Origin of the sequence: Actinoplanes sp. NPDC000266, from assembly GCF_042899005.1 — a bacterium.
Lineage (GTDB): Bacteria > Actinomycetota > Actinomycetes > Mycobacteriales > Micromonosporaceae > Actinoplanes.
In genome coordinates this window covers 925,140-946,708 of record NZ_JBIAZI010000002.1, presented here as the reverse complement: position 1 = coordinate 946,708, position 21,569 = coordinate 925,140, and the positions used below count along the sequence as shown (strand labels likewise).

Sequence of the window (21,569 nt, the reverse complement as noted above, 5' to 3'; positions counted from 1 at the left end):
CCCGATGTCGGCGGAAGCCGGGGAACAGACGCAGCAAGCTGTCATCGGCTATCGCGACGCCATGACGTACGTGCGGCAGGCCCCGATGATGGGCTTCTTCGAATACTCGGAGACGCTGCTGTCTGCTCTCCACTTCATGATCACGAAGTACCAGCCCGCGAACTGGCCGGGGCGATACCGGGCCGGCGGAATCTACGTGTCGAGCAGGGACCCTCTGGAGCCGGCCTATACCGGCCCCGGCGCCGACGAGGTTCCCGAAGTCAAATCTGGTCGGCATTCACCCCTGGCGTGACGGCAACGGGCGGACCGCGCGGGCGCTGCACACCCTGGTGATGGCACTCGTCGGGGAACTGGCGCCCGAGTTCTCCTCGATCGAGGAATGGCTCGGGGAGCAGACGAACACCGTCCGGTACTACGAGGCGCTCCGATCCGTACAGGGCGGAAGTTTCCAGCCGGAGCGGGATGCTCACTCATGGGTGCGGTTCGTCTTCGCGGCGCATCACAGGCAGGCGCAGCGCGTGAAACGGCGGTACGACTGGACCGTACGGCTGTGGAACGATTTGGCCGGGCTGGCTCAGGAACGGGGGCTGCCCGAGCGGGTCGTGTCGGCCCTCTACGCGGCGGCGGTCGGCGAAGTGCGGCGTACCACTTATCAGCAGGACGAGAATCTGAGCCGTGACCAGGCGATCCGGGACATTCAGGCATTGACTCGCGCTGGGCTGCTCACCCCGCGCGGCAACGCGACGACCCGGGTCCACGTGCTCGACGGAGCAGCCTCCGATGTGGAAGAGGCGGCCGCGGCGGCCGTTCGGGGGCCCGGGCGGGATCCGTACCACGCCTCTCCCGCTTCTGCGGCCGACCCGGCCCACTGTCCATCGGTCGGATCATGCCGCGGTGGCCAGGAGGTCTCCGGTATGAAGTTCTTGCCTGGTGGCAGAACCAGATGCCAGTGGACGTCAAACGCCGCTGTTTCGAGCTAATCAGGAGGGATATCCGCGGCGCGCCCGGGCCGCGGCCGAGGTGGGTGTGTCGCTCAGCTGCGGATCGCTGTGGTTCATCGACGCTGGCAGCGTGAACTTCATCGAGACGTCGATCGTGGCCGATATCTGAGCCAGGACGACCGGATCGAGATCGCTGACGGGCTGGCCGTCGGGGAGCCGATACCCGTCGCGCAGGGCCTGGCAAATCTGCCCGGAGGCGATCTATCAGGCGCTCCACCACGGTCTGATCGTGCCGCCCGGCCCGGCTGACCTGCGCACCGGCCGCACCTATCGGCGGCGCCGTGGGCGCGGGCGTTCCCGTGAGGGCGCCCTGAAGCAATCCACCATGATGAAATCGATCCACCAGCGCCCCGCCGTGGTCGAGTCTCGCGGTCTGCGGTCCGCCATCGCCACGCTGGTCGAACGGAAAACGCGCCTGACCGTGCTGGTCAAACTGCGCGGCACGCACAGCGCCCAATCCGTCGGGGACGCCCTCATCGAGGTGTTCACCGGGATGCCGGCCCGACTGCGCCGAACCCTGACCTGGGACCAAGGCAACGAGATGTTCCACCACCAGCGGATCGAGAACCACACCGGGCTGCGGATCTACTTCGCCGACCCGCACTCGCCATGGCAACGCGGAAGACCGGCCACCGACTTCTGGAACACGCCTTTAGTCTCAGCAGAAGCGGGTCGGGCAGAGCCAACCGGGGACGTTGAAGTCGTCGTCGCCGTTGTTGTAGTCGGGGATCGAACCGCTGCCTCCGGGCGAGTCGTCCAAGGGCTTGTCCCGGAGGGTGACGACGATCAGACGGCCGGGGCGGACCTTCTGGCCGGCGGCCGGGATCGTGCCGACGACCAGGCCGAACGAGCTGTACGCCTCCTTCAGGCCGGCCCGCGCGGCCTTCTCGGCGGGCGGCTCCCAGCCCTTCAGGTTCTCGTGCGGGTCGCGGGCGTCCTTCGGCGCCTTGCCCTTCGGGTAGCGGTATTCGACCAGCTCCCAGATGCCGTCCAGGGGCTCGCCCTGGCCGATCAGGTCGGAGCCTTCGGTGCCGGGCTTGATCTTCGGCATCGTGGGGTGCTTGGCGAACCAGGCCGCCTCCTCGTTCTTGAGGACGTACAACCGTACCTGCTGGCCGGACCTGAGCGGCTGGCCCTTGGCCGGCTCGGTCTCGACCACGGTCCAGTTGCGCTCGACGAGGATGCCGCGGCCGCGCGGCGACCGGTCCTCGTGGTCCCATCCGATGCCGGCGGGCAGTTTGTCGCGGACGCCGGTCAGGAGGACGCCGGTCAGGCCGGGCATCAGGACCGGGGGCGGTGGCGGCGCCGGTGACGAACTGGCCGGCGGCGTGGTGGTGACGGTGGTGGCGGGCGCCGTCGGGGCGATCGTCGCGGCGGCCGCCGCGGGAGCCGGCACCGGCTCGGGTGGGACCACGTTCACGACGATCAGCAGGACGCCGATGACGCCGAGGGCCGCGAGCACATTGAAGGGCCGGGACCTGGGCTCGGCGTCGTTGGGGCGGACGGTGGAGCCGAGCAGGGCCAGGGCGACGAGCTCGCACACCGCCGCCGAGCCGAGGAAGGCCAGCACGTCCATGCCACCCGAGCCGCTGTAGAGCCGGTCGTCGCCGAGGAGCAGGAACGGTCCCGACGCCCACACGGCCGACAGGCCGAGCAGGAGCCGGGAGCCGTGGCCCTTCGCCGGTGGGAGCTCACCGAGTTTGACCCTGCGCGCGCGCAGCACGGCGAGGCCGATGGTCGGGAAGACGAGCAGGCTGGCGAGGATCTGAAGAGAGCTGGTCCACGAGCCGTGGTAGGCGTGCGAGATCGGCAGCAACACGCACAAAAGCCCGAGCAGCAGCATGATCGGATGCTTCTTGACCTGCACATCCTTCGACGAGATCCGCATGGCGGCCGAGTTTATGATCTTGAGGCCGCCGGTGATCAGGCGGGGAGCGTCACCGGGGCCGGCGTGGGACGGTCGGTGGTGGTGCCGTCGGCCAGCTGGCCGGAGGCGTTGAAGCCCCAGCACCAGAGGGTGTCGTCGGCGCGGGTCGCGCAGGAGTGATAGGCGACGGCGAAGCCGCGGGCGGCGGTGACGCCGGTGGACGTGGGGGCGTACCGGTTGGTGGTCGTGCCGTCGCCGATCTGACCGGCCATGTTGTTGCCCCAGCACCACAGGGTGGCGTCGGACCGGGTGGCGCAGGCGGTGTCGAAGCTGGCGTCGACGGCGGTCCAGGAGGAAGTGGCGCCGACCTGGAGGGGCGCGCGCTGGAAGGTGACGTTCGCGCCGAGCTGGCCGTAGCCGTTCTCGCCCCAGCACCAGAGGGTGCCGTCGGTGCGGACGGCGCAGCTGAAGGCGTACCCGGTGGTCACCTGCGACCACGTGGTGGCCGTGCCGACCTGGGCCGGGGTGGTGGTGTAGGCGGTGGCGCCGAGGCCGAGCTGCCCGGCGCTGCCGTCGCCCCAGCACCACAGCGTGCCGTCGGTGCGGGTGGCGCAGGTGTGTGCGTATCCGGTGGCGACGCTCGCCCAGGTGCTCGCCGTGCCGACCCGGACCGGGGTGCTCACGGTGTAGTCGCCGGTGCCGGTGCCCAGCTGGCCGAGGCGGTTGAAGCCCCAGCACCACAGGCTGCCGTCGGTGCGGACGGCGCACGTGTGCGCGTCGCCGGCGCTGACCGAGGACCAGGTGGTGGCCTCGCCGACCCGGGCCGGCGCGGTGCGGTTGGCGGTCGTGCCGTCGCCGAGCTGGCCGCGGCGGTTGCTGCCCCAGCACCAGAGGGTGCCGTCGGTGCGCACGGCGCAGGTATGGCTCGTGCCGGCGTCGACGGCCTTCCATGTGGTGGCGGTGCCGGCCCGGACCGGGGTGGTGCGGGCGGTGGTGGTGCCGTCGCCGAGCTGGCCGCTGCCGTTGCCGCCCCAGCACCACAGCGAGCCGTCGGTCTGGACCGCGCAGGTGTGCAGATATCCCGCGGCGACATCGGTGACCGGCGCGGCCGTGGCCGTGCCGGTCACTACTCCGAGGAACGACGCCACCAGCGCCAGGACGATCACGATGCGTCGGAGAATCATGTCTCAAGACGCTACGGGAGCGCTCCCATACATTCAAGATTGTGATTGTGTTACAGGAACTCGCTCCGGTAGGTCGGCGCCAGCTCGGCCGCGCGGCGGCGGCGCTCGGCGAGCTCGCCGTCAGAGAGCTGGGGCGGCGGGGCGTCCGCGCCGGCGACGACGTCGCCGATGCGGGTGAAGTATTCGTCCTGGCCGGCCGGGGTGCACATGCAGAGCATGCGGGCCGGTGCGCCGGAGACGTTGCGGAAGTGGTGCGGGGCGTTGGCCGGGATGTTGACGGTCGAGCCGGCCCGCACGGTGTGCTTCTCGCCGCGGAAGGTGAACTCGATCTCGCCCTCGAGGATCGTGAACATCTCCTCGAAGTCGTGCCGGTGCGGCGGGGGGCCGCCGCCGTCCGGGACGCGCATGTCGATGAGGCAGTACTGCCCGTTGGTCTGCTCGCCGGTGATGAGCATGGCGTAGGTGTTGCCGACCAGCGAGATGTAGGTGGTGGCGGGGTCGTCCGGGTTGGCGACGGTCAGCGAGCGGGACGGGTCGTCGGCGGGAATCATCGGGGCTCCTTCAGTTGACGGTGACGATGGTCTTGCCGCTGGGCAGGGTGCCCGCGGCGGCGCCGGCGTGCAGGGCCGGCGGATCGGCCAGTGGCACCCGGCCCGCGACGTCGACGCGCGGCTCGGCCACCCGGATCAGGGCCACTGCCTTCATGGAACCGCTCGCCTTCGTGGGGACCGCTTGCTTCGAGTTCGAAGCACCTGAGGACCAAGATAGATCCGATTCGAATTCGAAGCAAGGAGCGGTCGTGTGGTGGCGGACACACGAGAAAAGGTGACGCGGCCTGTCACCTTTGGCGTTCACCGTTGAGACATGGACCTGAAAAACAAGATCGCGCTTGTTGCCGGAGCCACCCGCGGGGCCGGGCGGGCCATGGCCGTCGAGCTCGGCCGGGCCGGGGCCACCGTCTACGTCACCGGCCGCACCACCCGCGACCGCGTCAGTGAGGTCGGCCGGGCCACCGAGACCATCGAGGAGACCGGGGAACTGGTCACCGCGGCCGGCGGCACCGGCATCGCCGTACCCACCGATCATCTCGACGAGGCTCAGGTGCGGGCCCTCGCCGAACGGATCGAGCGCGAGCAGGGGCGGCTCGACATCCTGGTCAACGACCTGTGGGGTGGCGAGCACCTGCTCATCGGGTCGGTCTTCGGCAAGAAGAGCTGGGAGACGCCGCTCGCCGACGGCCTGCGCATCCTCGAGCTCGGCGTGCGCTCGCACCTGATCACCGCCGCGCTTGCCCTGCCGTTGCTGATCCGCTCGGACGCGCCGCTGCACGTGGAGGTCACCGACGGCACGGCCGCCTTCAACCGCCGCTACCGCGAGAACCTCTACTACGACCTGGCCAAGAACGCGCCGATCCGCATCGCCTTCGGGCTGGGGGAGGAGCTCAAAGAATTTGGGGGTACGGCTGTGGCCGTGACCCCGGGCTTCCTGCGCTCCGAGCAGATGCTCGGCCATTTCGGCGTGACCGAGGAGAACTGGCGCGACGCGGTCGCCCAGGAGCCGCATTTCGCGATCGCCGAGTCTCCGCACTATCTGGCCCGCGGGGTGGCCGCCCTCGCCGCCGACCCCGATCGGGCGTCCCGCTGGAACGGCCGGTCGGTCTCCAGCGCGGATCTGGCCAAGGCTTATGACGTACGGGATGTGGACGGCACCCAGCCCGACTCGATCGCCTACTTCGAGGACGTCGTCTACGGCGGCAAACAGGCCGCGCCGGACGACTACCGCTGATAGAGCCCGGACAGGGCCTGCGCGTGCTCGCGGAACAGGGCGCGCAGGCCCTCCGGGGCCAGCACCTCGACGGTCGCGCTCAACCCCACGAGCTGCCCGAAGGCGACCTCCTCGGACTCCACCGGCAGCTCGACCGTGACCCGCCCGTCCGCGTCCGGCCCGGTGGCCGAGGCGACCCGGGCCGGATCGGCCACGGCCCGCAGGCGCCGCAGGCCGGCCTCGGTGGTGCGCAGGGTGACCGTCGTACGCAGCATGGCCCGCGCGAACTCGGCGGCGCCGGCCTCCCAGTGGGCGGCCAGGTCGAAGTCCGGGTCGCGGTCGAAGGGCTCGCCGGCGCCGGTCGCGGTCACCCGGTCGGCCCGATAGGTGCGCCAGGCACCGTCCGGCACACGGCACACGACATACCAGACCCCGGCTTTCAGGACGAGGCCGTACGGCTCCAGGAGCCTCGTCACCGTGCCGTCCCGGCCCGGGCGCGCGTAGGTCAGCTCGACGGTGTGATCGGACCACACCGCCCGGGCCAGTTCGGGCAGCACCGCCGGAGCCGACGGCTCCCGGAACCAGGCCGGCGCGTCGAGGTGGAAGCGCCGCACCGACGACTCGGCCGCCGCCCGCACCGACGGGATCAGCGTGGCCGACAGCTTGAGCCGCGCCGCCCCGGCCGCGTCGGCCAGCCCGAGATCGCGCAGCGCGCTGGGCAGCCCCGACAGGAAGAGCGTCTCCGCCTCGGTCGGATGCAGCGTGGTGAGCCGGGTCCGATATCCGGGCGTGAGGTGATAACCACCCCCGCGCCCGAGCTCGGACCGGATCGGCACCCCGGCTTCTTGCAGCGCCTGCGCGTCCCGGATGACCGTGCGCTCGGAGACCTCCAGTTCCCGGGCCAGCGCGGCGGCGGTCAGCCCGGGACTCGACTGGACGAGCAGAGCCATGCGAATGAGGCGTGCGGCGCGCATGACTCCATGATGGCCCCGGCGATCAGCGGCCGATCGCGGCGATCGCCCCGCGGATCACGTCGGCGACCTCTTCGGGGTGCGAGATCATGACGACGTGCGAGGAGTCGATCTCCACCGGCCGGATGCCGCCGCGCTGGTAGCCGAAGCGCTCGACGTCCGGGTTGATGGTGTTGTCGCTGGTCGAGATCACGCCCCAGGACAGCTTGGTCCGCCAGGCGGCGACCGCGGCCGGCTCGGTGAACGCGGCCGCGGCCAGCGGCCGCTGCGACACCGCGAGGACGCGGCTCACCTCCGGGTCGACGTCGTGGGCGAAGATCTTCGGGAACTTCTCGACGTCGACGCTGACATCGGTGCCGGGCTCGGCCGACCCGTCGATCGGGTACGGGGTGTAGACCAGCGCCGACGCGAGCTCGGAATCGGGGAACCGGCCCTGGAGCTCGGCCAGGCTCTCGCCCTCCTCCAGTGCGTAGCCGGCCAGATAGACCAGCGCCTGGACGTTCTCCTCGGCGCCGGCGACGGTGATGACCGCGCCGCCGTACGAGTGACCGACCAGCACCACCGGCCCCTCGATCGAGCGCAGCACGGAGCTGATGTAGGCGGCGTCGCCCGACAGCGACCGGTTCGGCACGGCCGGGACGAGCACCTTCAGGCCGGCGTCGAGCAGCTCGGGCACGAGCCGGGCGAAGCTCGACCCGTCGGCGAACGCGCCGTGGACGAGCACAACGGTGGGTGTCATCGGCTCTGGACCTCCGCGCGGAAGTCCTGCAGGGCGTGGTGGCGTTGCCAGTGGTTCATCTCGGTTCCCCTCTGTGTGGTCAGCCGAGCACACCAGGAACCACTGCACGATCACTGACTGCCGGTTGCAGTGCCCTGGCCGGCCAGGATGACGTCCATTTCGGCCATCTCCCGGGCGAACTCGGCGTGGCCGACGACGTCGGCGAAGACGGTCTCGCGTCCCCGGACCAGGGAACGGACCCGCTCCGCGGCCGCGCGGGCCCGGTTCGCGTCACCGAGGCGGTGCCGGGACAGAGCCAGCGACATCGCCGCCAACCAGACGGTGATCTCGTCGGCCGGGTCGGTCTGTTCCACGGCCCACTGCGCCATCCGCGCCGCTTCCTCGTCGTTCCCGAGCTTCAGCGCGATCCACGCCCGGGCCGCGCCCATGTAGCACTGGAATTCGGTCAGACCGGCCTCTCCCGCCAGCTCGAAGGCCTCGGCCGCGGCGACGGCGGCCGGCGCCGGCCGGTCGTGCTCGTGCAGCAGGCGCGCGAAATTCTCCAGCGCGTACGTCAGCACGCTCGGGTCGCCGGCCCGGCGAGCGACGGCGACGGACTGTTCCGCGTACGTCAACTGTTCGGGCCCGGCGGCGCCGGGATCCAAGGCGAGGTTGCGCAGGATCTGCGCCTGACCGATCAGGTCGCCCCGGTCCTCCGCGATGGCCAGCGCCCGCAGCAGGTAGTCGCGGGCCAGATCGGGCGAGTGCGGCCTCAGCTGCACCGCCGCGTCCCGCAGGATGAGCGTCTCCAGCTCCGGATCGCCGAGGAGGGCCACCGCCTCCACCGCGCGCGTCGCCTGCCGGCGGATCTCGGCCGACGCTTCGAGCTGGGACGACCGCATCGGCCGGACGTGCAGCATGATCAGGGCCGCGCTGCGGGCCCAGCCCCGGCGCAGGGCGAGATCGGTGACGGCCGGGATCGTGGCGCGCTCGGCCCGGTGCCAGCTCTGCGCCGCGCCCACGTCGTGCGGGCGGGACGGGAAAACGCCGGGCGGCGGCGGCCCGGGATCGGGCGGGGGCAGCATCTTGAAGGTCAGGTAGGCGTTGCGCGACGAGTGCACGTAATGCTCGACCAGCCGCCGTTCCGCGTCGAGCCGGCCGTCGCGGTCGTCGTCCAGCAGTTCCGCGGCGTAGGCCTTCAGCAGGTCGTGCGCCGTGTACCGGCCCCCGCCGAGCGGGGTCAGCATGGTGGTGACGGTCAGCTCGGTCAGCATGGCCCGCACCTCGGCGCCCGCGATGGCGGCCGCGGCGCCGGCCGAGACGTCGGTGTTCGGGTGGACGGCGAGCAGCCGGAACAGCCGTGCCGCGGGCTCGGACAGCACGCGGTAGGACCAGGAGAAGGCCGACCGTACGCTGTCGTGTTCCTCCCCGGTGTCGAGCACGTCGAGCCGGTGATCGGCCGAGTCGAGGTCGGCCACCACGCCGGCCAGCGAGTCGCCCGGGCTGACCGCGATCCGGGCGGCCGCGATGGACAGCGCCAGCGGCAGGCCGGCGCAGAGCTCGACGAGCCGGTCGGCCGCCGCGGGCTCCGCCGCCAGCCTCGGCGCGCCCAGCCGGCGGGCGAGGACGTTCCGGGCCGCCACGCGGTTGAGCCGCCCGACGTGCACCGGCCACGCTCCCTCGCGCGCGACCAGGCTGGGCATGCGGTTGCGGCTGGTGATCACGACCAGGCTGCCCGGCGCGGCGGGCAGCAGAGGCCGGACCTGGGCCGACTCGCGGGCGTTGTCGAGCAGCACGATCATGCGACGGCCGGCCAGGGCGGAGCGGAACTGGGCGCCCAGCGCGCCCGGGTCGTCGCCCGCGGGCGTGACGCCCAGGCTGATCAGCAGCGTGGTCAGGGCCTCGGCCGGGTGCGGCTGCCGGCCGCCCGGTGCGAAGCCGCCCAGGTCGAGGTAGAGCTGACCGTCCGGGTAGTCGCCGGCGATCCGGTGGGCCCAGTCGACGGCCAGGGCGGTCTTGCCGGCGCCGCCCATGCCGGTGAGCACGACCAGGCCGGATCGGCGCCCGCCCTCAAGGGCCGCAGTCAGGTCGTCACGCGGGCTGAACGCGGTGACCCGCAGCGGCAGTTGGGAGGGCCGCGACGGGTCGGCCAGCGCTTCCCGGTGCGCCGCCCGCAGCTCGTCGCCCGGATCGGCGCCCAGCTCCTCGGCCAGCCGCTGCCGCACCTCCTCGTAGTGGGTCAGCGCCTCGGCCCGCCGCCCGGCCGCGGTCAGCAACCGGATCAGCCGGGCCTGCAGGGGCTCGTGGAACGGCGCGGACGCCGCGGCCGAGCTCACCAGGGGAAGAAGCCGGGGGTCGGCGGCCCGGACGGCCACCTCGATGCGGGCGGTCTCGATGGCGGTGAACGCCGGCAGTTCCAGCACACTCGCCGGCAGCCCGGCGAACGGCTGCCCCTGGGCCAGGGTCAGCGCCTGTTCGATCTGCTCCTGTGCGGCCAGCTCGAAGAACGCCATCAGATCCGACGTCCGGGTGTCCTGCCGCAGCCGGTATCCCTCGCCGACCGGGAGCAGCCAGGCGCCCGGCTCCCGGGCCGGCAGGTCCGGCTCGAACAACCGGCGGACCTGCCCGATCAGGCGCTGGACCTGGTTCTCGGCGCTGGCCGGGGGCCGGTCGCCCCACAGCGTGTCGATCAGCTCGGCCACGCCGACCGTGGCGCCGCGCGCGGCGAGCAGGACGGCGAGCACCGTCCGGACGCGGAGCGCCCCGAGCTCGACCTCGGCGCCCTCGCGCCACACGCGCAGGCCCCCGAAGACGCGCACCTTGATCATGTGCACAGCCTCGCCCCTGAGCTGCGGCGAGACAACTGGAGAGACGAAAAGGCCGGGACGCGACGCTGCGTCCCGGCCTTTTCAGTGGGGGGTTACTTCGTGGTGTAGCGGATGACGTCCGTGCGCAGCACGTCGCCGGAGACCTTCACGGCCTTGAAGGTGTGCTTGGTGTTCTTCAGGCCGGCGACGGTGAAGACCGTCTTCTGGGTGGCGCGGGCGGCGCTGGAGGTGTCGACCCGCTTGGTGAGCTTGCCGTCGATGTAGATGTCGACCAGGCCCTGGTCGGGGCCGACGGCGGTGATCCACTCGACGCCGGTGCCGCTGAAGGCGTACGAGACGGAATCGCCGTTGACCTTGGTGGCGTGGACGTCGTCGAGGAAGTCGCCGCGGAAGGCGAAGTCGAGCTGCGCCTTTCCGGTGGCGAGGGTGGCCAGGTAGGCCGAGCGCAGGGTGACGGTCGAGCCCGAAACGGTGTAGTCGGTGCCCTTGGTCAGGCCCGTGATGCCGATGAACTCGCTGCCGTCGCGCAGCAGCTTGACCGTGACGTCGGCCGGGGCCTTCTTGTCGAAGGACGCGGTCGGCGGGTCGAGCAGGCTCGGCTGCAGGACGTCGATCCGGTCGAGCAGCATGAACGAGCCGGACTTCTTGACCGCCATCAGCGTGTGGCTGCCGTTGGGCAGGTCGTTGACCGAGAAGACGGCCTGCTGCGACAGGCGCGGCTGGCCCTGCTCACGGCCCGTGTTGACGGTCTTGACGAAGGTGCCGTCGAGGTAGATGTCGACCTCACCCTGCGAGGAGTCCATCTCTGTCACGTACGAGACGCCGGTGCCGGTGAACGTGTACTGGAACGAGTCGCCGTTGCGCTCGGTGTAGTGCACGTTGTCGTTGTAGTCGCCGAGGCCGCGGCCGGTGCTCTGCGACCAGGTGCCGGCGTACGCGATGCCGGTGTCGGTGTTGTCGTGGACGATCGTGCGGACCGGGCCCGACGTCGACGGCGGGGTGGTGGCGCCGGTGTCGGTGACGGTCAGTTCGAGCGGCTGCGAGGTGGCCGCGACCTCCTGGCCGCCGTTGCGCGCCCAGTCCCCGGTGTAGCCGACGCGCAGGGCGTCGTTGTTGACGGCGACCTTGGCGCCGGCCTGCGGGGTCACCTTCAGCAGGCGTACGCCATGGATCGGCACCGCCGGAGCGGTGTAGCCGGTGGCGAAGCGGCCCAGGTCCTTGCGGGCCCACAGGTCGCGGACGGTGGCGGCGCCGGTCAGGCCGATGTCGGACCAGTTGGCGGTGATGTCCTTGTCGGCCCGGCCCAGGTTGAACAGCGCGACCGTGTAGCTGCCGTCGGCGTTCAGGGCGTACCAGACCGGCTGCTGCGAGGTGGTGGAGACGGGCCGGGCCGGGGTGCCGGCCTGGTCGACCGCGATCACCTCGGGGTTGGTGAGCAGGCTCAGGCCGTACGCGTCGAGCTTGGTCAGGTCGTTGCCCAGATAGAGCGGAGCCGCCGAGATCGCCCAGAGGGTCATCGCGGTCCGCCGCTCGTCCTGGGTCAGGCCGTCCATGGTGCCGTTGCCGACGTTCAGCGAGTCGAGGTCGTTCCAGCCGCCGTTACCGCCGTTGCGCCACCAGGTGGCCAGGTCGGGGAAGAGCCGGGCGATGTTCTGCCACTGGGTGAGCGCCTCGTTGGCGCAGTAGCACTCGACGTCCCAGTCGATGCGCCAGCCGTTGGCCTTGGAGCGCCAGTAGTCGGCGTACTTGGGGTCGAGGGCCCAGGACAGCTCGAACCAGATCTTGTTGCGCTTCAGCGCCGTCGACCAGGCGGCGACGTCGTCGCGGGCGTCGAGCGAAAGGTCGCTGATGCCGGAGCCGGGGGTGACGCTGTCGAACTTGACGAAGTTGACGCCCCACGAGCCGAAGAGGTCGGCGATCGAGTCGATGTACTTCTGCGAGCAGGGGTTCGAGAAGTCGATCCGGTAGCCGATGTTCCAGTAGTCGGCCTGCTGGATCGGCTGCTTGACGATGTCGTGCGTGGTGCATCCGGGGGCGTTGAGGATCGGCAGGCTCGCGTTGTAGATGTCGGGGGAGATGCCCGGGATCATGTAGAGCCCGAACTTCTGGCCGTTCTTGTGGACGTGGTCGATGACCTTCTGCAGGCCCTGCGGATAGAGCGTGGAGCTGGGCTTCGGGCGGCCGTTGGCGTCGACGCCGTCGTTCCAGCCGGCGTCGACGTTGATGTAGTTGTAGCCGTACTTCTGCAGCTTGGACTTCATGGCGTCGGACTGCTTGATCAGCTGCTCGCCGGTGATCCACTTACCGTTGCCGGAGTAGACCTGCATGCTGTAGCTGCTCCACCCCATGTAGGGCTTGACGGCCCAGGGATCGGGGGTCGAGGCGCCCGGCCCGGCGGCGGACGCCGAGGGAGCGACCGAGGGCGGGACGCGGGTGGCGGCGGCAGCGTCCGGACTCGGCTTGGGAGCTGCCGGGCCGGCCTGGGCCGCGGACGCGCCGGCGCCCAGCGGTAGGAGCATCGCCAAACCGAGGACGGCGGCGGAACGGAACCTCACGGTGTTACCTCCTGAAGCGGGGGTACGAAGCCCGGCCCGCGCCGAACGTCCACAGTGGCCCGCGACCGCTCGGTGGGTCGGTGTCGGGGCCTCGGCGCTGGTGAGAGGGCGGGCACAAGGTGCGACGAGCTTAGGACCGCCGACTTAAGGAAATCAATACTTGACGAAGGAAATTATTGAGCTTAGGTTTCGGCCATGTTTCCCGAGATCGGCCGTCAGCCGATGACCTCGGCCATGAGGGCCGTTCCGGTGCCGACCGGCCTCTCCGGCTGCCCGCAGGAGGTCTGATGGCAACCATCACCCCGCACAAGATTCCGCAGGCCGGAGCGGCCGAGCGGTCCTCCGGGCCGGTCGTGCGCCGGCGCAGCCGGCGGGCCGAGTTCCAGAAGTCCTGGCGGTTGCACTGGCAGCTCTACCTGCTGGCGCTCGTCCCGATCGCGTACTTCGTGATCTTCAAATACATCCCGATGGCCTTCAACGTCATCGCGTTCAAGGACTACAGCCCCGTGCTGGGTCCCTGGGGCAGCGAGTGGGTCGGGTTCGACAACTTCCAGCGGCTGTTCACCAACCCGGTCTTCGGGACCCTGCTCAAGAACACCTTCATCCTGGCCTTCTACCTGGTGCTGGCGAGCTTCCCGATCCCGATCCTGCTGGCCATCGCGCTCAACGAGATCCGCAACGGCTGGTTCAAGCGGACCGTGCAGATGGTCACCTACGCGCCGTACTTCATCTCCACGGTCGTGGTCGTCTCGATCACGATCCTGCTGCTGGCGCCGAACGGCGTCGTCAACGACGGGATCGGCAACATCGGGGCCGGCCCGATCGACTTCCTCGGCGATCCGGACTTCTTCCGGCACGTCTACGTGTGGTCCGACGTCTGGCAGACGGCCGGTTATTCGGCCGTCATCTACATGGCCGCGCTGGCCGGCATCGATCCCGCGCTGCACGAGTCGGCCAAGGTCGACGGGGCCAGCCGTCTCCAGCGCATCCGGCACATCGATCTGCCCGGCATCATGCCGACCGCGGTGATCATGTTGATCCTCGGCGTCGGCAACATGATGGCGATCGGGTTCGAGAAGGCCTATCTGCTGCAGAACAGCCTCAATCTCGCCCAATCAGAGATCATTCCGACGTACGTCTACAAGACCGGCCTGATCAACGCCGACTTCAGCATGGCCACGGCCGTGGGCCTCTTCAACTCTGTGGTGAACCTCTGCCTGCTGCTGGTGGTCAACTTCGTCGCCAAGCGGGTCACCGGAAACGGACTGTGGCGATGACAGCGACGACCATTGCGAAGAAATCGACGGCCCCGAAGGTCCGTGAGCCGTTCGGCGACCGGATGTTCCTGATCGTCGTCACGCTCATGCTGTGCGTGCTCCTGGCGCTGGTCCTGCTGCCGCTGATCTACATCGTGGCCAGCTCGTTCAGCAGCCCGGAGGCGGTCAACGCGGGCCGCGTGTTCCTGTGGCCGGTCGAGTTCTCGCTCGAGGCCTACCGGTCCGCGCTGAGCAACTCGGAGGTCCTCCAGGGCTACTACAACTCGCTGATCTACGCGGTCGGCGGCACGATCATCAGCGTCACGCTGACCGTGGCCATCGCGTACCCGCTCTCCCGGAAGAACTTCTACGGGCGCAACGTCATCATGACGCTGCTCATCTTCACCATGCTGTTCTCCGGCGGCCTGATCCCGACCTACATGGTCGTGCACGACCTGGGCATGCTCGACACCCGCTGGGCCCTGCTGATCCCCAACGCGATCGGCGTGTGGCAGGTGATCATCGCCCGCACCTTCTTCGCCAACACCGTCCCGGACGAGCTCTACGAGGCGTCGCAGCTCGACGGGGCGGGCGGCCTGCGGACCCTGTGGTCGGTGGTGCTGCCCCTGTCGAAGCCGCTGCTGGCTGTGCTCGCCCTGATGTACACGATCTATCAGTGGAACACCTACTTCGACGCCCTGGTGTACCTCAAGGACCCCGATCTGTTCCCCCTGCAGATCGTGCTGCGCAACATCCTCATCCTCAACACCCCGGGCCGGGCCGGCTCCGTCGACCTGGCCCAGTCGATGCACCAGATGCAGTTGGCCAACGTGCTGCGGTACGCGCTCATCGTCATCTCGAGCCTGCCGGTTCTGATCATTTACCCGTTCGTCGCGCGCTTCTTCACCAAGGGCGTGCTCGTCGGTGCCGTCAAGGGCTGACCCCTCACCCATCGGAAGGAATCATGAAGAGATCATTTATAGCCTTCGGTGTCGCCGCGACGCTGGTGGCGGCTGGCTGCTCAGGGAGCAAGAAGGAAGACGCTCCCCAGGCGAAGATGGACGGCGACAAGGTGATCATCACGGCGATGGCGGCGGCCGACGCCGACACCAAGCTGGACACCAACGCCACGACCCTGATGGTCAGCGACAAGTTCAAGATCAAGTTCCAGTTCACGACCACGACCATGGACGGCGGGCCGGCCAAGGAGAAGCGCCAGATCGCCATCTCCAGCGGCGACTACCCCGACCTGTTCATGCTGACCCCGTACGTCGACGCCTTCACCAAGACCGAGGTGCAGAAGCTCGGCCAGCAGGGCGTCGCCGTGCCGCTGGAAGACCTGATCAAGGAGAACGCGCCGAACGTACAGAAGGCGCTCGATGCCAACCCGGTCCTCAAGGCGATGTCCACCGCGCCCGACGGGCACATCTACGCCCTGCCGCAGTGGTCCGACTGCTTCCACTGCACGTACTGGAACAAGCTCTGGCTCAACTCCACCTGGCTCAAGAAGCTCAACCTGCAAATGCCGAAGACCACCGAGGAACTGCGAACGGTCCTGCGGGCCTTCAAGACGCAGGACCCGAACGGCAACGGCAAGGCCGACGAGATCCCGATGATCACCGACACGCAGGACAGCACGCTGATCGGCTACCTGATGAGCGCGTTCGCCTACGCGCCGTTCGGCGCCAGCAACGGCGTCCCGTCCCTGCTCGAGCTCAACGGCGACACGGTGCAGACGCCGGTCGACAAGGCCGAGTGGCGTGAGGGCCTGGAGTACATCAACTCGCTTTACAAGGAAGGCCTGATCGACCGGGCCTCGTTCACCCAGAACGCCGAGGCGCTCCAGGCCACCGGCAACGACCCCAAGGCCGTGCGGATCGGCTCCTCGCCGGTCCTCTACCCCGGCATCTTCGTCCAGCTGGGCCAGAAGGACGGCCGGGACAAGCAGTACGACGCCGTGCCGCCGCTGACCGGGCCCGCGGGCAAGAGCTACACCGCCTACAACAACCCGACCTCGACCGGTTACACCTTCATGCTGACCAACAAGTCGAGCAAGGAAGCCCGCGTCGCGGCCCTCAAGATGCTCAACTACATCTACACCGACGAGGGTCAGCTAACCGTCAACGCCGGCCCGGAGAACGTCGCCTGGGTCAAGCCCGCCGCCGACGACATCGCGCTCGACGCGAGCGTGAAGCCGACCTGGAAGGCCAAGGACTCGGCCGACGTCCCGAAGAACGTCGCCTGGTCGTCCATGTCGCAGTACAACGTCACGACCAAGCTGCGCAACGAGCAGGCCGTGCCGAAGGACATCTACTCCGAGCAGGGTCTGGAGCGCCGTCTGTTCGAGGCGTCCAAGCTCTACGAGCCGCACGTCGACAAGAGCAAGGTCTTCCCGGAGGCCCAGATCTGGACCGACCCCGGTGACGTCACCGAGCTGGCGACCCTGAAGACCAACCTCGACAGCTACGTCAGCCAGGGCGAGCTGGCCTTCATCACCGGCTCGAAGAACATCGACACCGACTGGGACGCCTTCGTGAAGGGCCTGGACGGGATCGGCATGAAGCGCTACCTGGAGCTCAACCAGAAGGCGTACGACCGGTACAAGTCCACCAACAAGTAGGAGCCGGAGCCCGGCCCGCTGCCCTCAGGCAGTGGGCCGGGCCTTCTGCGGGTAGATCGTCTCGTGCCGGGCCAGCATGGCCACGAACTCGACGATCTTCCGCTCCCGCGTCTCGGCCCGCTTGACGCCGTTGATCCGGTGGATCAGGGCGAAGCGGTTGGCGCTGGTGAGCACGTCGAACATGGCCTGAGCGGCCGGCTCGGCCGCGATGGCGGCCAGCAGGTCATCGGGCACCACGGCCTCCGACGGCGGGGCGTAGGCGGCCTCCCAGCGCCCGTCCGCCTTGGCCGCCTCGACCGCGGCCCGCCCGGCGGGATGCATCAGACCGTCGGCCTCGAGCCGGGCCACGTGCCCGACGTTGCGCTGCGACCAGGAGCTGCGGGCCCGCCGGGGCGTGAACCGGATCCACGACATGGCGTCGTCGTGCCGCCGGGCCTGCCCGTCGATCCACCCGAAGCACAGAGCCTGATCAACCGCCTGCTGCCACGTCAGCGTGGTGACGGTGCCGCCTTTCTTGGTCAGCGCCAGCCAGATGCCGGGCGACGTGTCATGGTTCTCGGCCAGCCACGCCCGCAACTCCTCAGCGTCGGCGACGATCAGTTCCTGCAGCACAACGGACCCGGGGTCAGCCATGTAGGCAGGTTAGTGCCGCAGCTGGCCGTCGTCTCTATAGGCCGCCCACCTCGACGTCCAGGCGGCCAGGTCATGCATCCAAGCAGCGGTTGACCGTACCGACTTGGCCTCCCATTTCTCGGCGTTTTTCGTCGCGAAGTAATCCACGGCCTTCGCATCGACCAGAGCCCACGCGGGCTGGAGCCTCAGCCACCGCTCGGCTTGTTCCGGGGTGTGACCGGCGCCGATCAGCCACTGGGTCAGCATGGCCAGCTCCACCCAGGACGCGGCTCTGGTCGCCATGGCCCAGTCGACGATTCGCAGACCGCGCGGAGTGACGATCAGGTTGGCCGGGCCGAGATCGGTATGAACGAGCGTGTCGCCGTCCATGGCGGGGTGCTCGAACCCAAGTCGTGCTTTCGGGCTGAACAACGGCACATCGGGTGCTGATGTCTCATGGAGCACCATCAGAGCCTCACCGAGAAGGTTCAGGTCAGGGCTTCCGGGCGACAGATCGGCGTGTTGGCCTTCGCAGTGCTCGAAGCCCACGACCAGCCAGCCGGCCGCCTCGAAGTGCCATTCGACAGCGGGTGAGTAAGGCACCCAGAGGGCTTCACTCACCCGCAGCTCGAAGCGCAGTGACCGGACGCCGAAGTCGGTGCGGGCCGCTTTGACGAAGACCTTCGCGTGGGTTCCGACGACGGTTGCGGCTATCTCCGCGTGATCCCCGGTTGTGGCCGGGACGACGATGAGAGATTCGCCGACGCGGTCGGCCACTTCTTTCGTGACGGCGTCTGGCAGCTCGGCCCAATCAATGCGCATCGGTCAGCTGGCCCTTTCAGACTCCTGGATTCGGCGGGCAGCAGGACTTCGTCTCACCGTCCCAGAACTCGGGGTCGATGTAGTAGCCGGTCGCCTTCAGGGCTTGGTGGGTGTACTCCATGGAGGAGCCGTCCGCCATGCCCTGCGTGAGGATCGGCATGTGGTGCACGAAGTGTCCCGCGATCTGCTGACATGCGGCCTGGTAAGGCTCGGTGTGTTGGAGGGAAACGTGCCAGGCCGCGTCGACCGGCTCGGTCGGGACGACACGGTAGGACCGGCCGTCCGGCAACAGCCGGCCAAAGTCGGGGTCGTGCTGCGAGTCGGCGTGCGCCTTCAGCATGAGCAGCATCTGTCCGACAGCCCGCCGGGCGTAGGTCTTGGTGACCTCCTGCACAGCGGCGAAGTGCACAGCGAGCTTGTCGAAGATGGCCGGATCGATGAGGGTCTGCGGGTCTTTGCCGGCCTGGACCGGCATTGTGGGCGTGAGTGTCACAGCTGCTCCTTGCGCGTTTATGGATCGCCGGCGCCGGATGCGCCAGTGGTATCCCGTTTCAACGGGCCGTTTGGTCATGGCCGGTGGGCCGGGGCCGGGGTGCGTGGGAGATGTAGTCGACCTGGGGGTGAGTGCGTGCAGCCTCGAGAAGCTCGGTAGCCAGGGCGCTGACGTTGGTGCTGGCCAGCCACTGCGTCAGCAGGTCGCGCGCCTCGGTGACCTGCCCGGCGAAGGCTACGAGGTCAACGACGCTGGCGGGAGGGATGGCGCGACGCAGTGGTGCGGAGGTCAGCGCAGCCTGGGCCAGCTTTCCTGCGATCCAGTAGCCGGTGAGCTCGCGGGCCACAAAGGTCACATGGACGCTGTCCGTCGTCTGGCCGCGAGCGTGTGGGTTGTGCATCCAGCCGCGCGGGAGCACCAGGATCTGGCCAGGGTCGAGGTCGAACTCGAAGTCGGCGTGCATCGATTTCATGCGGTCGATGACATCGCTGCCCGGTGAGGTGTTGGAAGCGAACTGCTCATTGTGGGGTTCTTCGACGCCCGGTTCCCAGATCTGCCAGGTCTTGTGACCGGCGATCTGGTATATCAGACCCATGTTCTGGTCCCAGTGGTGATGAAGCCCTTGTCCTCCGGCTGGGGTGACGAAGCCGGTGGCGTAGCAGCCGTATCCGGTCTCGTTCTGGATCGCCGAGCAGATCGCGTGCACCGCTGGAGCCCAGCGATGCAGATTGCGCAGTTGGACCGTGTACCCCCGGCGGCGCCATTTTACGATCTTGTCAGGGTCGACGTAGCCGTCCGTTGTGTATGCCCGGGAGTGCAGTGCCGCACCGTCTTTGATCACGATGAGCTGATCTGCCGGCGCAGTCCCGCCTTCGAGGTATCCGTTGATGAGGTCCGCGTTGACCATGGCGGGTAGGCGGCTGTCGCCGGGCGGTGTGTGAAGCGCCGGCCTGGTCGGCCACGCGGTCATCATGTCGCTGACCGTGGCCTCGTCGAACAGCATCGAGAGAGACATCCCAGCTCCAGCGTCCAGAGAAGCAGTGTTTGATACCCCTCCAGCAAACCGGGGCGAGCATCGATAGAACACGGCGCTAATGAGGCATCTCTGATGCATCGCCGCGGCGTACCCGCTCAACATCCGGGCGTCCCGTAGGCTTGCGACGAACCCGGGTCATGCGGAGGTGCTCATGGCATCGCGACGAAGCCGTTTGATTCGGCGCCGCGAGGAAGTGGGCCTGAGCCAAGAACGACTCGCGATTCTGATCGCGTTGGATCGCACCACGATCGGACGCATCGAGCGAGGTGAGACCTCACCTCAGCCCTACACCCGAGACCGCCTCAGCAAGGCGCTTCAGGTGACCTCCGAAGTGCTCACGGACCTGCTGATCGGCGACGGCGATGAACGTCCTATGGCTGCCCCCGCGCTCGCCCCGCCCGGCGCAGCCGGGGCCGCTTCACAAACGACAGGTGTTTTCGCCATGTACCGCCGCGAGCTTCTTCGCCTCTTCGGCCTTGCTGAAACGCTGATCTGCCTCCCGCCAGCCGTCGAGTCCGACGATCGTCCGGCCAGCCGACGGTCCGCAGACCTGACGGAGCTCCGGAACTTCAACGCCCATCTCTGGCGAGTCTTCGGTCTATCGGCGACCAAGCACCTCGTTTATCCGCTGGCCCAAGACCAGCTGCAGGTCCTCATCGGCCACCTGGACAGGGTCAAGACTGAGTCTGAGCACAGACAGGTGTGCATTCTGGTGAGCGAACTGTTCCAGCTCGCCGGCGAGATCTTCTTCGATAGCGACCTCTATGCCGACGCTGCCCATTGCTACAACTTGGCCGCCTCCGCGGCGAAGGAAGCCGGCGCACACGACCATTGGGCCTGTGCGCTGACCCGCATGGGGTACGTCAGTCTGTACGACCAGCGGTACGACCAGGCCGCGAGAATTCTCGACGCCGCGAGCCGGATCGCCGCTCGAGGCGATGGCCAACTCGCGACCCGCTATTGGGTTGCCTCCGTCCGGGCTCAGACCGCCGCCACACTGCAAGACGTGGAGGGGTTCCAACGATTCTGGTCACTCGCCGAACAGATCACCGGAGCACGAGACTTGATCAATCCCGGCGGTTGGCTCCGATTCGACGGAAACCGCCTTGATGAAGAACGTGGTGCCTGTCACCTGACGCTCGGGCAGCCCGAACTTGCGGCTGGCGCGCTGACGACAGCCTTCGTGCGAAGTGTCTCGCCTCGCCGCCGAAGCAGCCTCCTGATCGATCTTGCAGTGGTTGGCGCGCGGAGACGTGACGCCGACGAGATACTCCAGCACGGCCATGCCGCAGTCGACATCGCCGAACAGTCCCGTTCGCCCGGCTACCTCGGCCGTAGACTCCGGTCGCTGCAGACGCAGCTGATTCCCCTTAAAGGTGACCCTCGTATCGTCGCTCTCGACGACCGGCTCACTGGAGTCCTCGCTTTCGCCCGAACGACCTACTAACCGGAGGACTGCCGATGTCCGACCAAGGCCGCATGTTCCGCGAAGCATGGATTGACGGTGTACGGCGCCACTATCCAGGTGAGCCGAAGGCTGGATATATAGCACCGTGGGAGGAAACACCGGAGTGGGAGCGCGCCGCCGCCGCCGCGGTGTGCGACCAGGTTTTGGCGTTCATCGCCGTGAGCGATGGCGCCGTCGCGAAGCTCAGCCGCGAACAGCGTGGCCGGTTCGTGGCCCTTTGCTGGACCGGGCAGATCTACCGTGCCTTCGAAGAGCCCAAGCCGTCTTATGTCGCCGACTGGGATCAACTGCCGTCTTGGCAACAGGCTGTTGACTCGGACATCTTCGATGCCATTGAGAAGGCGGCCGCACACCGCGCATAGATTTTCTACCTG

At 68.6% G+C, this 21,569-nt stretch carries 20 protein-coding genes and 1 pseudogene; 9 read left to right on the top strand and 12 right to left on the bottom strand.

Annotation, left to right across the window (positions count from 1 at the left end; all coding sequences use genetic code 11):
- The first annotated feature begins 4 nt into the window (after positions 1 to 4).
- The 3 genes and pseudogenes from ACFY36_RS10630 to ACFY36_RS10620 all read left to right on the top strand — a co-directional run.
- The gene (locus ACFY36_RS10630) at positions 5 to 292 is read left to right on the top strand and encodes a hypothetical protein (protein ID WP_499745674.1); all 288 of its coding nucleotides are present in this window, start codon (positions 5 to 7) and stop codon (positions 290 to 292) included.
- Positions 293 to 332: 40 nt separating this feature from the next.
- A complete protein-coding gene (locus ACFY36_RS10625; protein ID WP_499745673.1) occupies positions 333 to 980 on the top strand; it encodes a Fic family protein in 648 nt (215 codons plus the stop codon).
- Between the two features lie 250 nt (positions 981 to 1,230).
- Positions 1,231 to 1,563 (top strand): annotated as a pseudogene (locus tag ACFY36_RS10620) (transposase); the annotation flags it as partial.
- A gap of 96 nt (positions 1,564 to 1,659) precedes the next feature.
- On the opposite strand, the gene ACFY36_RS10615 reads toward ACFY36_RS10620, so the two are convergent.
- Genes ACFY36_RS10615 through ACFY36_RS10600 form a run of 4 tightly spaced genes read right to left on the bottom strand, consistent with a single transcriptional unit; the run spans position 1,660 to position 4,757 of the window.
- Positions 1,660 to 2,889 carry a PASTA domain-containing protein gene (locus tag ACFY36_RS10615; protein WP_499745672.1) on the bottom strand — a complete coding sequence of 410 codons (1,230 nt, stop codon included), beginning with the start codon at positions 2,887 to 2,889 and terminating at the stop codon, positions 1,660 to 1,662.
- Between the two features lie 35 nt (positions 2,890 to 2,924).
- The gene (locus ACFY36_RS10610; RefSeq protein WP_499745671.1) at positions 2,925 to 4,052 is read right to left on the bottom strand and encodes an RCC1 domain-containing protein; all 1,128 of its coding nucleotides are present in this window, start codon (positions 4,050 to 4,052) and stop codon (positions 2,925 to 2,927) included.
- A gap of 50 nt (positions 4,053 to 4,102) precedes the next feature.
- Positions 4,103 to 4,603 carry a cupin domain-containing protein gene (locus ACFY36_RS10605; protein ID WP_499745670.1) on the bottom strand — a complete coding sequence of 167 codons (501 nt, stop codon included), beginning with the start codon at positions 4,601 to 4,603 and terminating at the stop codon, positions 4,103 to 4,105.
- Between the two features lie 10 nt (positions 4,604 to 4,613).
- The gene (locus tag ACFY36_RS10600; RefSeq protein ID WP_499745669.1) at positions 4,614 to 4,757 is read right to left on the bottom strand and encodes a hypothetical protein; all 144 of its coding nucleotides are present in this window, start codon (positions 4,755 to 4,757) and stop codon (positions 4,614 to 4,616) included.
- Positions 4,758 to 4,916: 159 nt separating this feature from the next.
- On the opposite strand from ACFY36_RS10600, the gene ACFY36_RS10595 reads away from it, so the two are divergent.
- Positions 4,917 to 5,837, top strand: coding sequence for an SDR family oxidoreductase (locus tag ACFY36_RS10595; protein WP_499745668.1), 921 nt, complete (start codon positions 4,917 to 4,919; stop codon positions 5,835 to 5,837).
- Here the strand turns inward: ACFY36_RS10595 and ACFY36_RS10590 are convergent.
- The 4 genes from ACFY36_RS10590 to ACFY36_RS10575 form a co-directional block, all read right to left on the bottom strand.
- Positions 5,828 to 6,790: a helix-turn-helix transcriptional regulator gene (locus ACFY36_RS10590; protein WP_499745667.1), complete on the bottom strand. Its 963-nt coding sequence runs from the start codon at positions 6,788 to 6,790 to the stop codon at positions 5,828 to 5,830. The genes ACFY36_RS10595 and ACFY36_RS10590 overlap by 10 nt on opposite strands.
- A 22-nt stretch (positions 6,791 to 6,812) precedes the next feature.
- Positions 6,813 to 7,526: an alpha/beta fold hydrolase gene (locus ACFY36_RS10585; protein ID WP_499745666.1), complete on the bottom strand. Its 714-nt coding sequence runs from the start codon at positions 7,524 to 7,526 to the stop codon at positions 6,813 to 6,815.
- Positions 7,527 to 7,636: 110 nt separating this feature from the next.
- A complete protein-coding gene (locus tag ACFY36_RS10580) occupies positions 7,637 to 10,333 on the bottom strand; it encodes an AfsR/SARP family transcriptional regulator (RefSeq protein WP_499745665.1) in 2,697 nt (898 codons plus the stop codon).
- A 92-nt stretch (positions 10,334 to 10,425) separates the two neighbouring features.
- Complete coding sequence (locus ACFY36_RS10575) at positions 10,426 to 12,888, bottom strand: X2-like carbohydrate binding domain-containing protein (RefSeq protein ID WP_499745664.1); 2,463 nt, start codon at positions 12,886 to 12,888, stop codon at positions 10,426 to 10,428.
- 287 nt (positions 12,889 to 13,175) lie between these two features.
- Between ACFY36_RS10575 and ACFY36_RS10570 the strand changes: the two genes are divergently transcribed.
- The 3 genes from ACFY36_RS10570 to ACFY36_RS10560 are packed head-to-tail and all read left to right on the top strand — an operon-like array spanning position 13,176 to position 16,764.
- Positions 13,176 to 14,165 carry an ABC transporter permease gene (locus ACFY36_RS10570; RefSeq protein ID WP_499745663.1) on the top strand — a complete coding sequence of 330 codons (990 nt, stop codon included), beginning with the start codon at positions 13,176 to 13,178 and terminating at the stop codon, positions 14,163 to 14,165.
- Positions 14,162 to 15,085, top strand: a complete 924-nt coding sequence (locus ACFY36_RS10565; protein WP_499745662.1) for a carbohydrate ABC transporter permease — start codon at positions 14,162 to 14,164, stop codon at positions 15,083 to 15,085. The genes ACFY36_RS10570 and ACFY36_RS10565 overlap by 4 nt, the downstream gene beginning before the upstream one ends.
- A 23-nt stretch (positions 15,086 to 15,108) precedes the next feature.
- A complete protein-coding gene (locus ACFY36_RS10560) occupies positions 15,109 to 16,764 on the top strand; it encodes a type 2 periplasmic-binding domain-containing protein (protein WP_499745661.1) in 1,656 nt (551 codons plus the stop codon).
- 24 nt (positions 16,765 to 16,788) lie between these two features.
- Here ACFY36_RS10560 and ACFY36_RS10555 read toward each other — a convergent pair whose 3' ends face one another.
- The 4 genes from ACFY36_RS10555 to ACFY36_RS10540 are packed head-to-tail and all read right to left on the bottom strand — an operon-like array spanning position 16,789 to position 19,694.
- Positions 16,789 to 17,397 (bottom strand): YdeI/OmpD-associated family protein, encoded by a 609-nt coding sequence (locus ACFY36_RS10555; protein ID WP_499745660.1) that lies wholly within the window; start codon positions 17,395 to 17,397, stop codon positions 16,789 to 16,791.
- Between the two features lie 9 nt (positions 17,398 to 17,406).
- Positions 17,407 to 18,198: an aminoglycoside phosphotransferase gene (locus tag ACFY36_RS10550; protein ID WP_499745659.1), complete on the bottom strand. Its 792-nt coding sequence runs from the start codon at positions 18,196 to 18,198 to the stop codon at positions 17,407 to 17,409.
- Positions 18,199 to 18,214: 16 nt separating this feature from the next.
- Positions 18,215 to 18,691 carry a glycine-rich domain-containing protein gene (locus ACFY36_RS10545; protein ID WP_499745658.1) on the bottom strand — a complete coding sequence of 159 codons (477 nt, stop codon included), beginning with the start codon at positions 18,689 to 18,691 and terminating at the stop codon, positions 18,215 to 18,217.
- Positions 18,692 to 18,749: 58 nt separating this feature from the next.
- Positions 18,750 to 19,694 carry a JmjC domain-containing protein gene (locus tag ACFY36_RS10540; RefSeq protein ID WP_499745657.1) on the bottom strand — a complete coding sequence of 315 codons (945 nt, stop codon included), beginning with the start codon at positions 19,692 to 19,694 and terminating at the stop codon, positions 18,750 to 18,752.
- Between the two features lie 184 nt (positions 19,695 to 19,878).
- Here ACFY36_RS10540 and ACFY36_RS10535 point away from each other — a divergent pair, with 184 nt between their 5' ends.
- A complete protein-coding gene (locus tag ACFY36_RS10535) occupies positions 19,879 to 21,174 on the top strand; it encodes an NsdA family TPR-like regulatory protein (RefSeq protein ID WP_499745656.1) in 1,296 nt (431 codons plus the stop codon).
- 14 nt (positions 21,175 to 21,188) lie between these two features.
- Positions 21,189 to 21,557: a hypothetical protein gene (locus ACFY36_RS10530; RefSeq protein WP_499745655.1), complete on the top strand. Its 369-nt coding sequence runs from the start codon at positions 21,189 to 21,191 to the stop codon at positions 21,555 to 21,557.
- Positions 21,558 to 21,569 lie beyond the last annotated feature (12 nt).

Excerpts from the sequence above, each read along its gene's own strand:
- ACFY36_RS10630 (WP_499745674.1), top strand. The coding sequence starts at position 5 with ATGTCGGCGGAAGCCGGGGAACAGACGCAGCAAGCTGTCATCGGCTAT.
- ACFY36_RS10625 (WP_499745673.1), top strand. The coding sequence starts at position 333 with ATGGCACTCGTCGGGGAACTGGCGCCCGAGTTCTCCTCGATCGAGGAA.
- ACFY36_RS10615 (WP_499745672.1), bottom strand. The coding sequence starts at position 2,889 with ATGCGGATCTCGTCGAAGGATGTGCAGGTCAAGAAGCATCCGATCATG.
- ACFY36_RS10610 (WP_499745671.1), bottom strand. The coding sequence starts at position 4,052 with ATGATTCTCCGACGCATCGTGATCGTCCTGGCGCTGGTGGCGTCGTTC.
- ACFY36_RS10605 (WP_499745670.1), bottom strand. The coding sequence starts at position 4,603 with ATGATTCCCGCCGACGACCCGTCCCGCTCGCTGACCGTCGCCAACCCG.
- ACFY36_RS10600 (WP_499745669.1), bottom strand. The coding sequence starts at position 4,757 with ATGAAGGCAGTGGCCCTGATCCGGGTGGCCGAGCCGCGCGTCGACGTC.
- ACFY36_RS10595 (WP_499745668.1), top strand. The coding sequence starts at position 4,917 with ATGGACCTGAAAAACAAGATCGCGCTTGTTGCCGGAGCCACCCGCGGG.
- ACFY36_RS10590 (WP_499745667.1), bottom strand. The coding sequence starts at position 6,790 with ATGCGCGCCGCACGCCTCATTCGCATGGCTCTGCTCGTCCAGTCGAGT.
- ACFY36_RS10585 (WP_499745666.1), bottom strand. The coding sequence starts at position 7,526 with ATGACACCCACCGTTGTGCTCGTCCACGGCGCGTTCGCCGACGGGTCG.
- ACFY36_RS10580 (WP_499745665.1), bottom strand. The coding sequence starts at position 10,333 with ATGATCAAGGTGCGCGTCTTCGGGGGCCTGCGCGTGTGGCGCGAGGGC.
- ACFY36_RS10570 (WP_499745663.1), top strand. The coding sequence starts at position 13,176 with ATGGCAACCATCACCCCGCACAAGATTCCGCAGGCCGGAGCGGCCGAG.
- ACFY36_RS10565 (WP_499745662.1), top strand. The coding sequence starts at position 14,162 with ATGACAGCGACGACCATTGCGAAGAAATCGACGGCCCCGAAGGTCCGT.
- ACFY36_RS10560 (WP_499745661.1), top strand. The coding sequence starts at position 15,109 with ATGAAGAGATCATTTATAGCCTTCGGTGTCGCCGCGACGCTGGTGGCG.
- ACFY36_RS10555 (WP_499745660.1), bottom strand. The coding sequence starts at position 17,397 with ATGGCTGACCCCGGGTCCGTTGTGCTGCAGGAACTGATCGTCGCCGAC.
- ACFY36_RS10550 (WP_499745659.1), bottom strand. The coding sequence starts at position 18,198 with ATGCGCATTGATTGGGCCGAGCTGCCAGACGCCGTCACGAAAGAAGTG.
- ACFY36_RS10540 (WP_499745657.1), bottom strand. The coding sequence starts at position 19,694 with ATGCTGTTCGACGAGGCCACGGTCAGCGACATGATGACCGCGTGGCCG.
- ACFY36_RS10535 (WP_499745656.1), top strand. The coding sequence starts at position 19,879 with ATGGCATCGCGACGAAGCCGTTTGATTCGGCGCCGCGAGGAAGTGGGC.
- ACFY36_RS10530 (WP_499745655.1), top strand. The coding sequence starts at position 21,189 with ATGTCCGACCAAGGCCGCATGTTCCGCGAAGCATGGATTGACGGTGTA.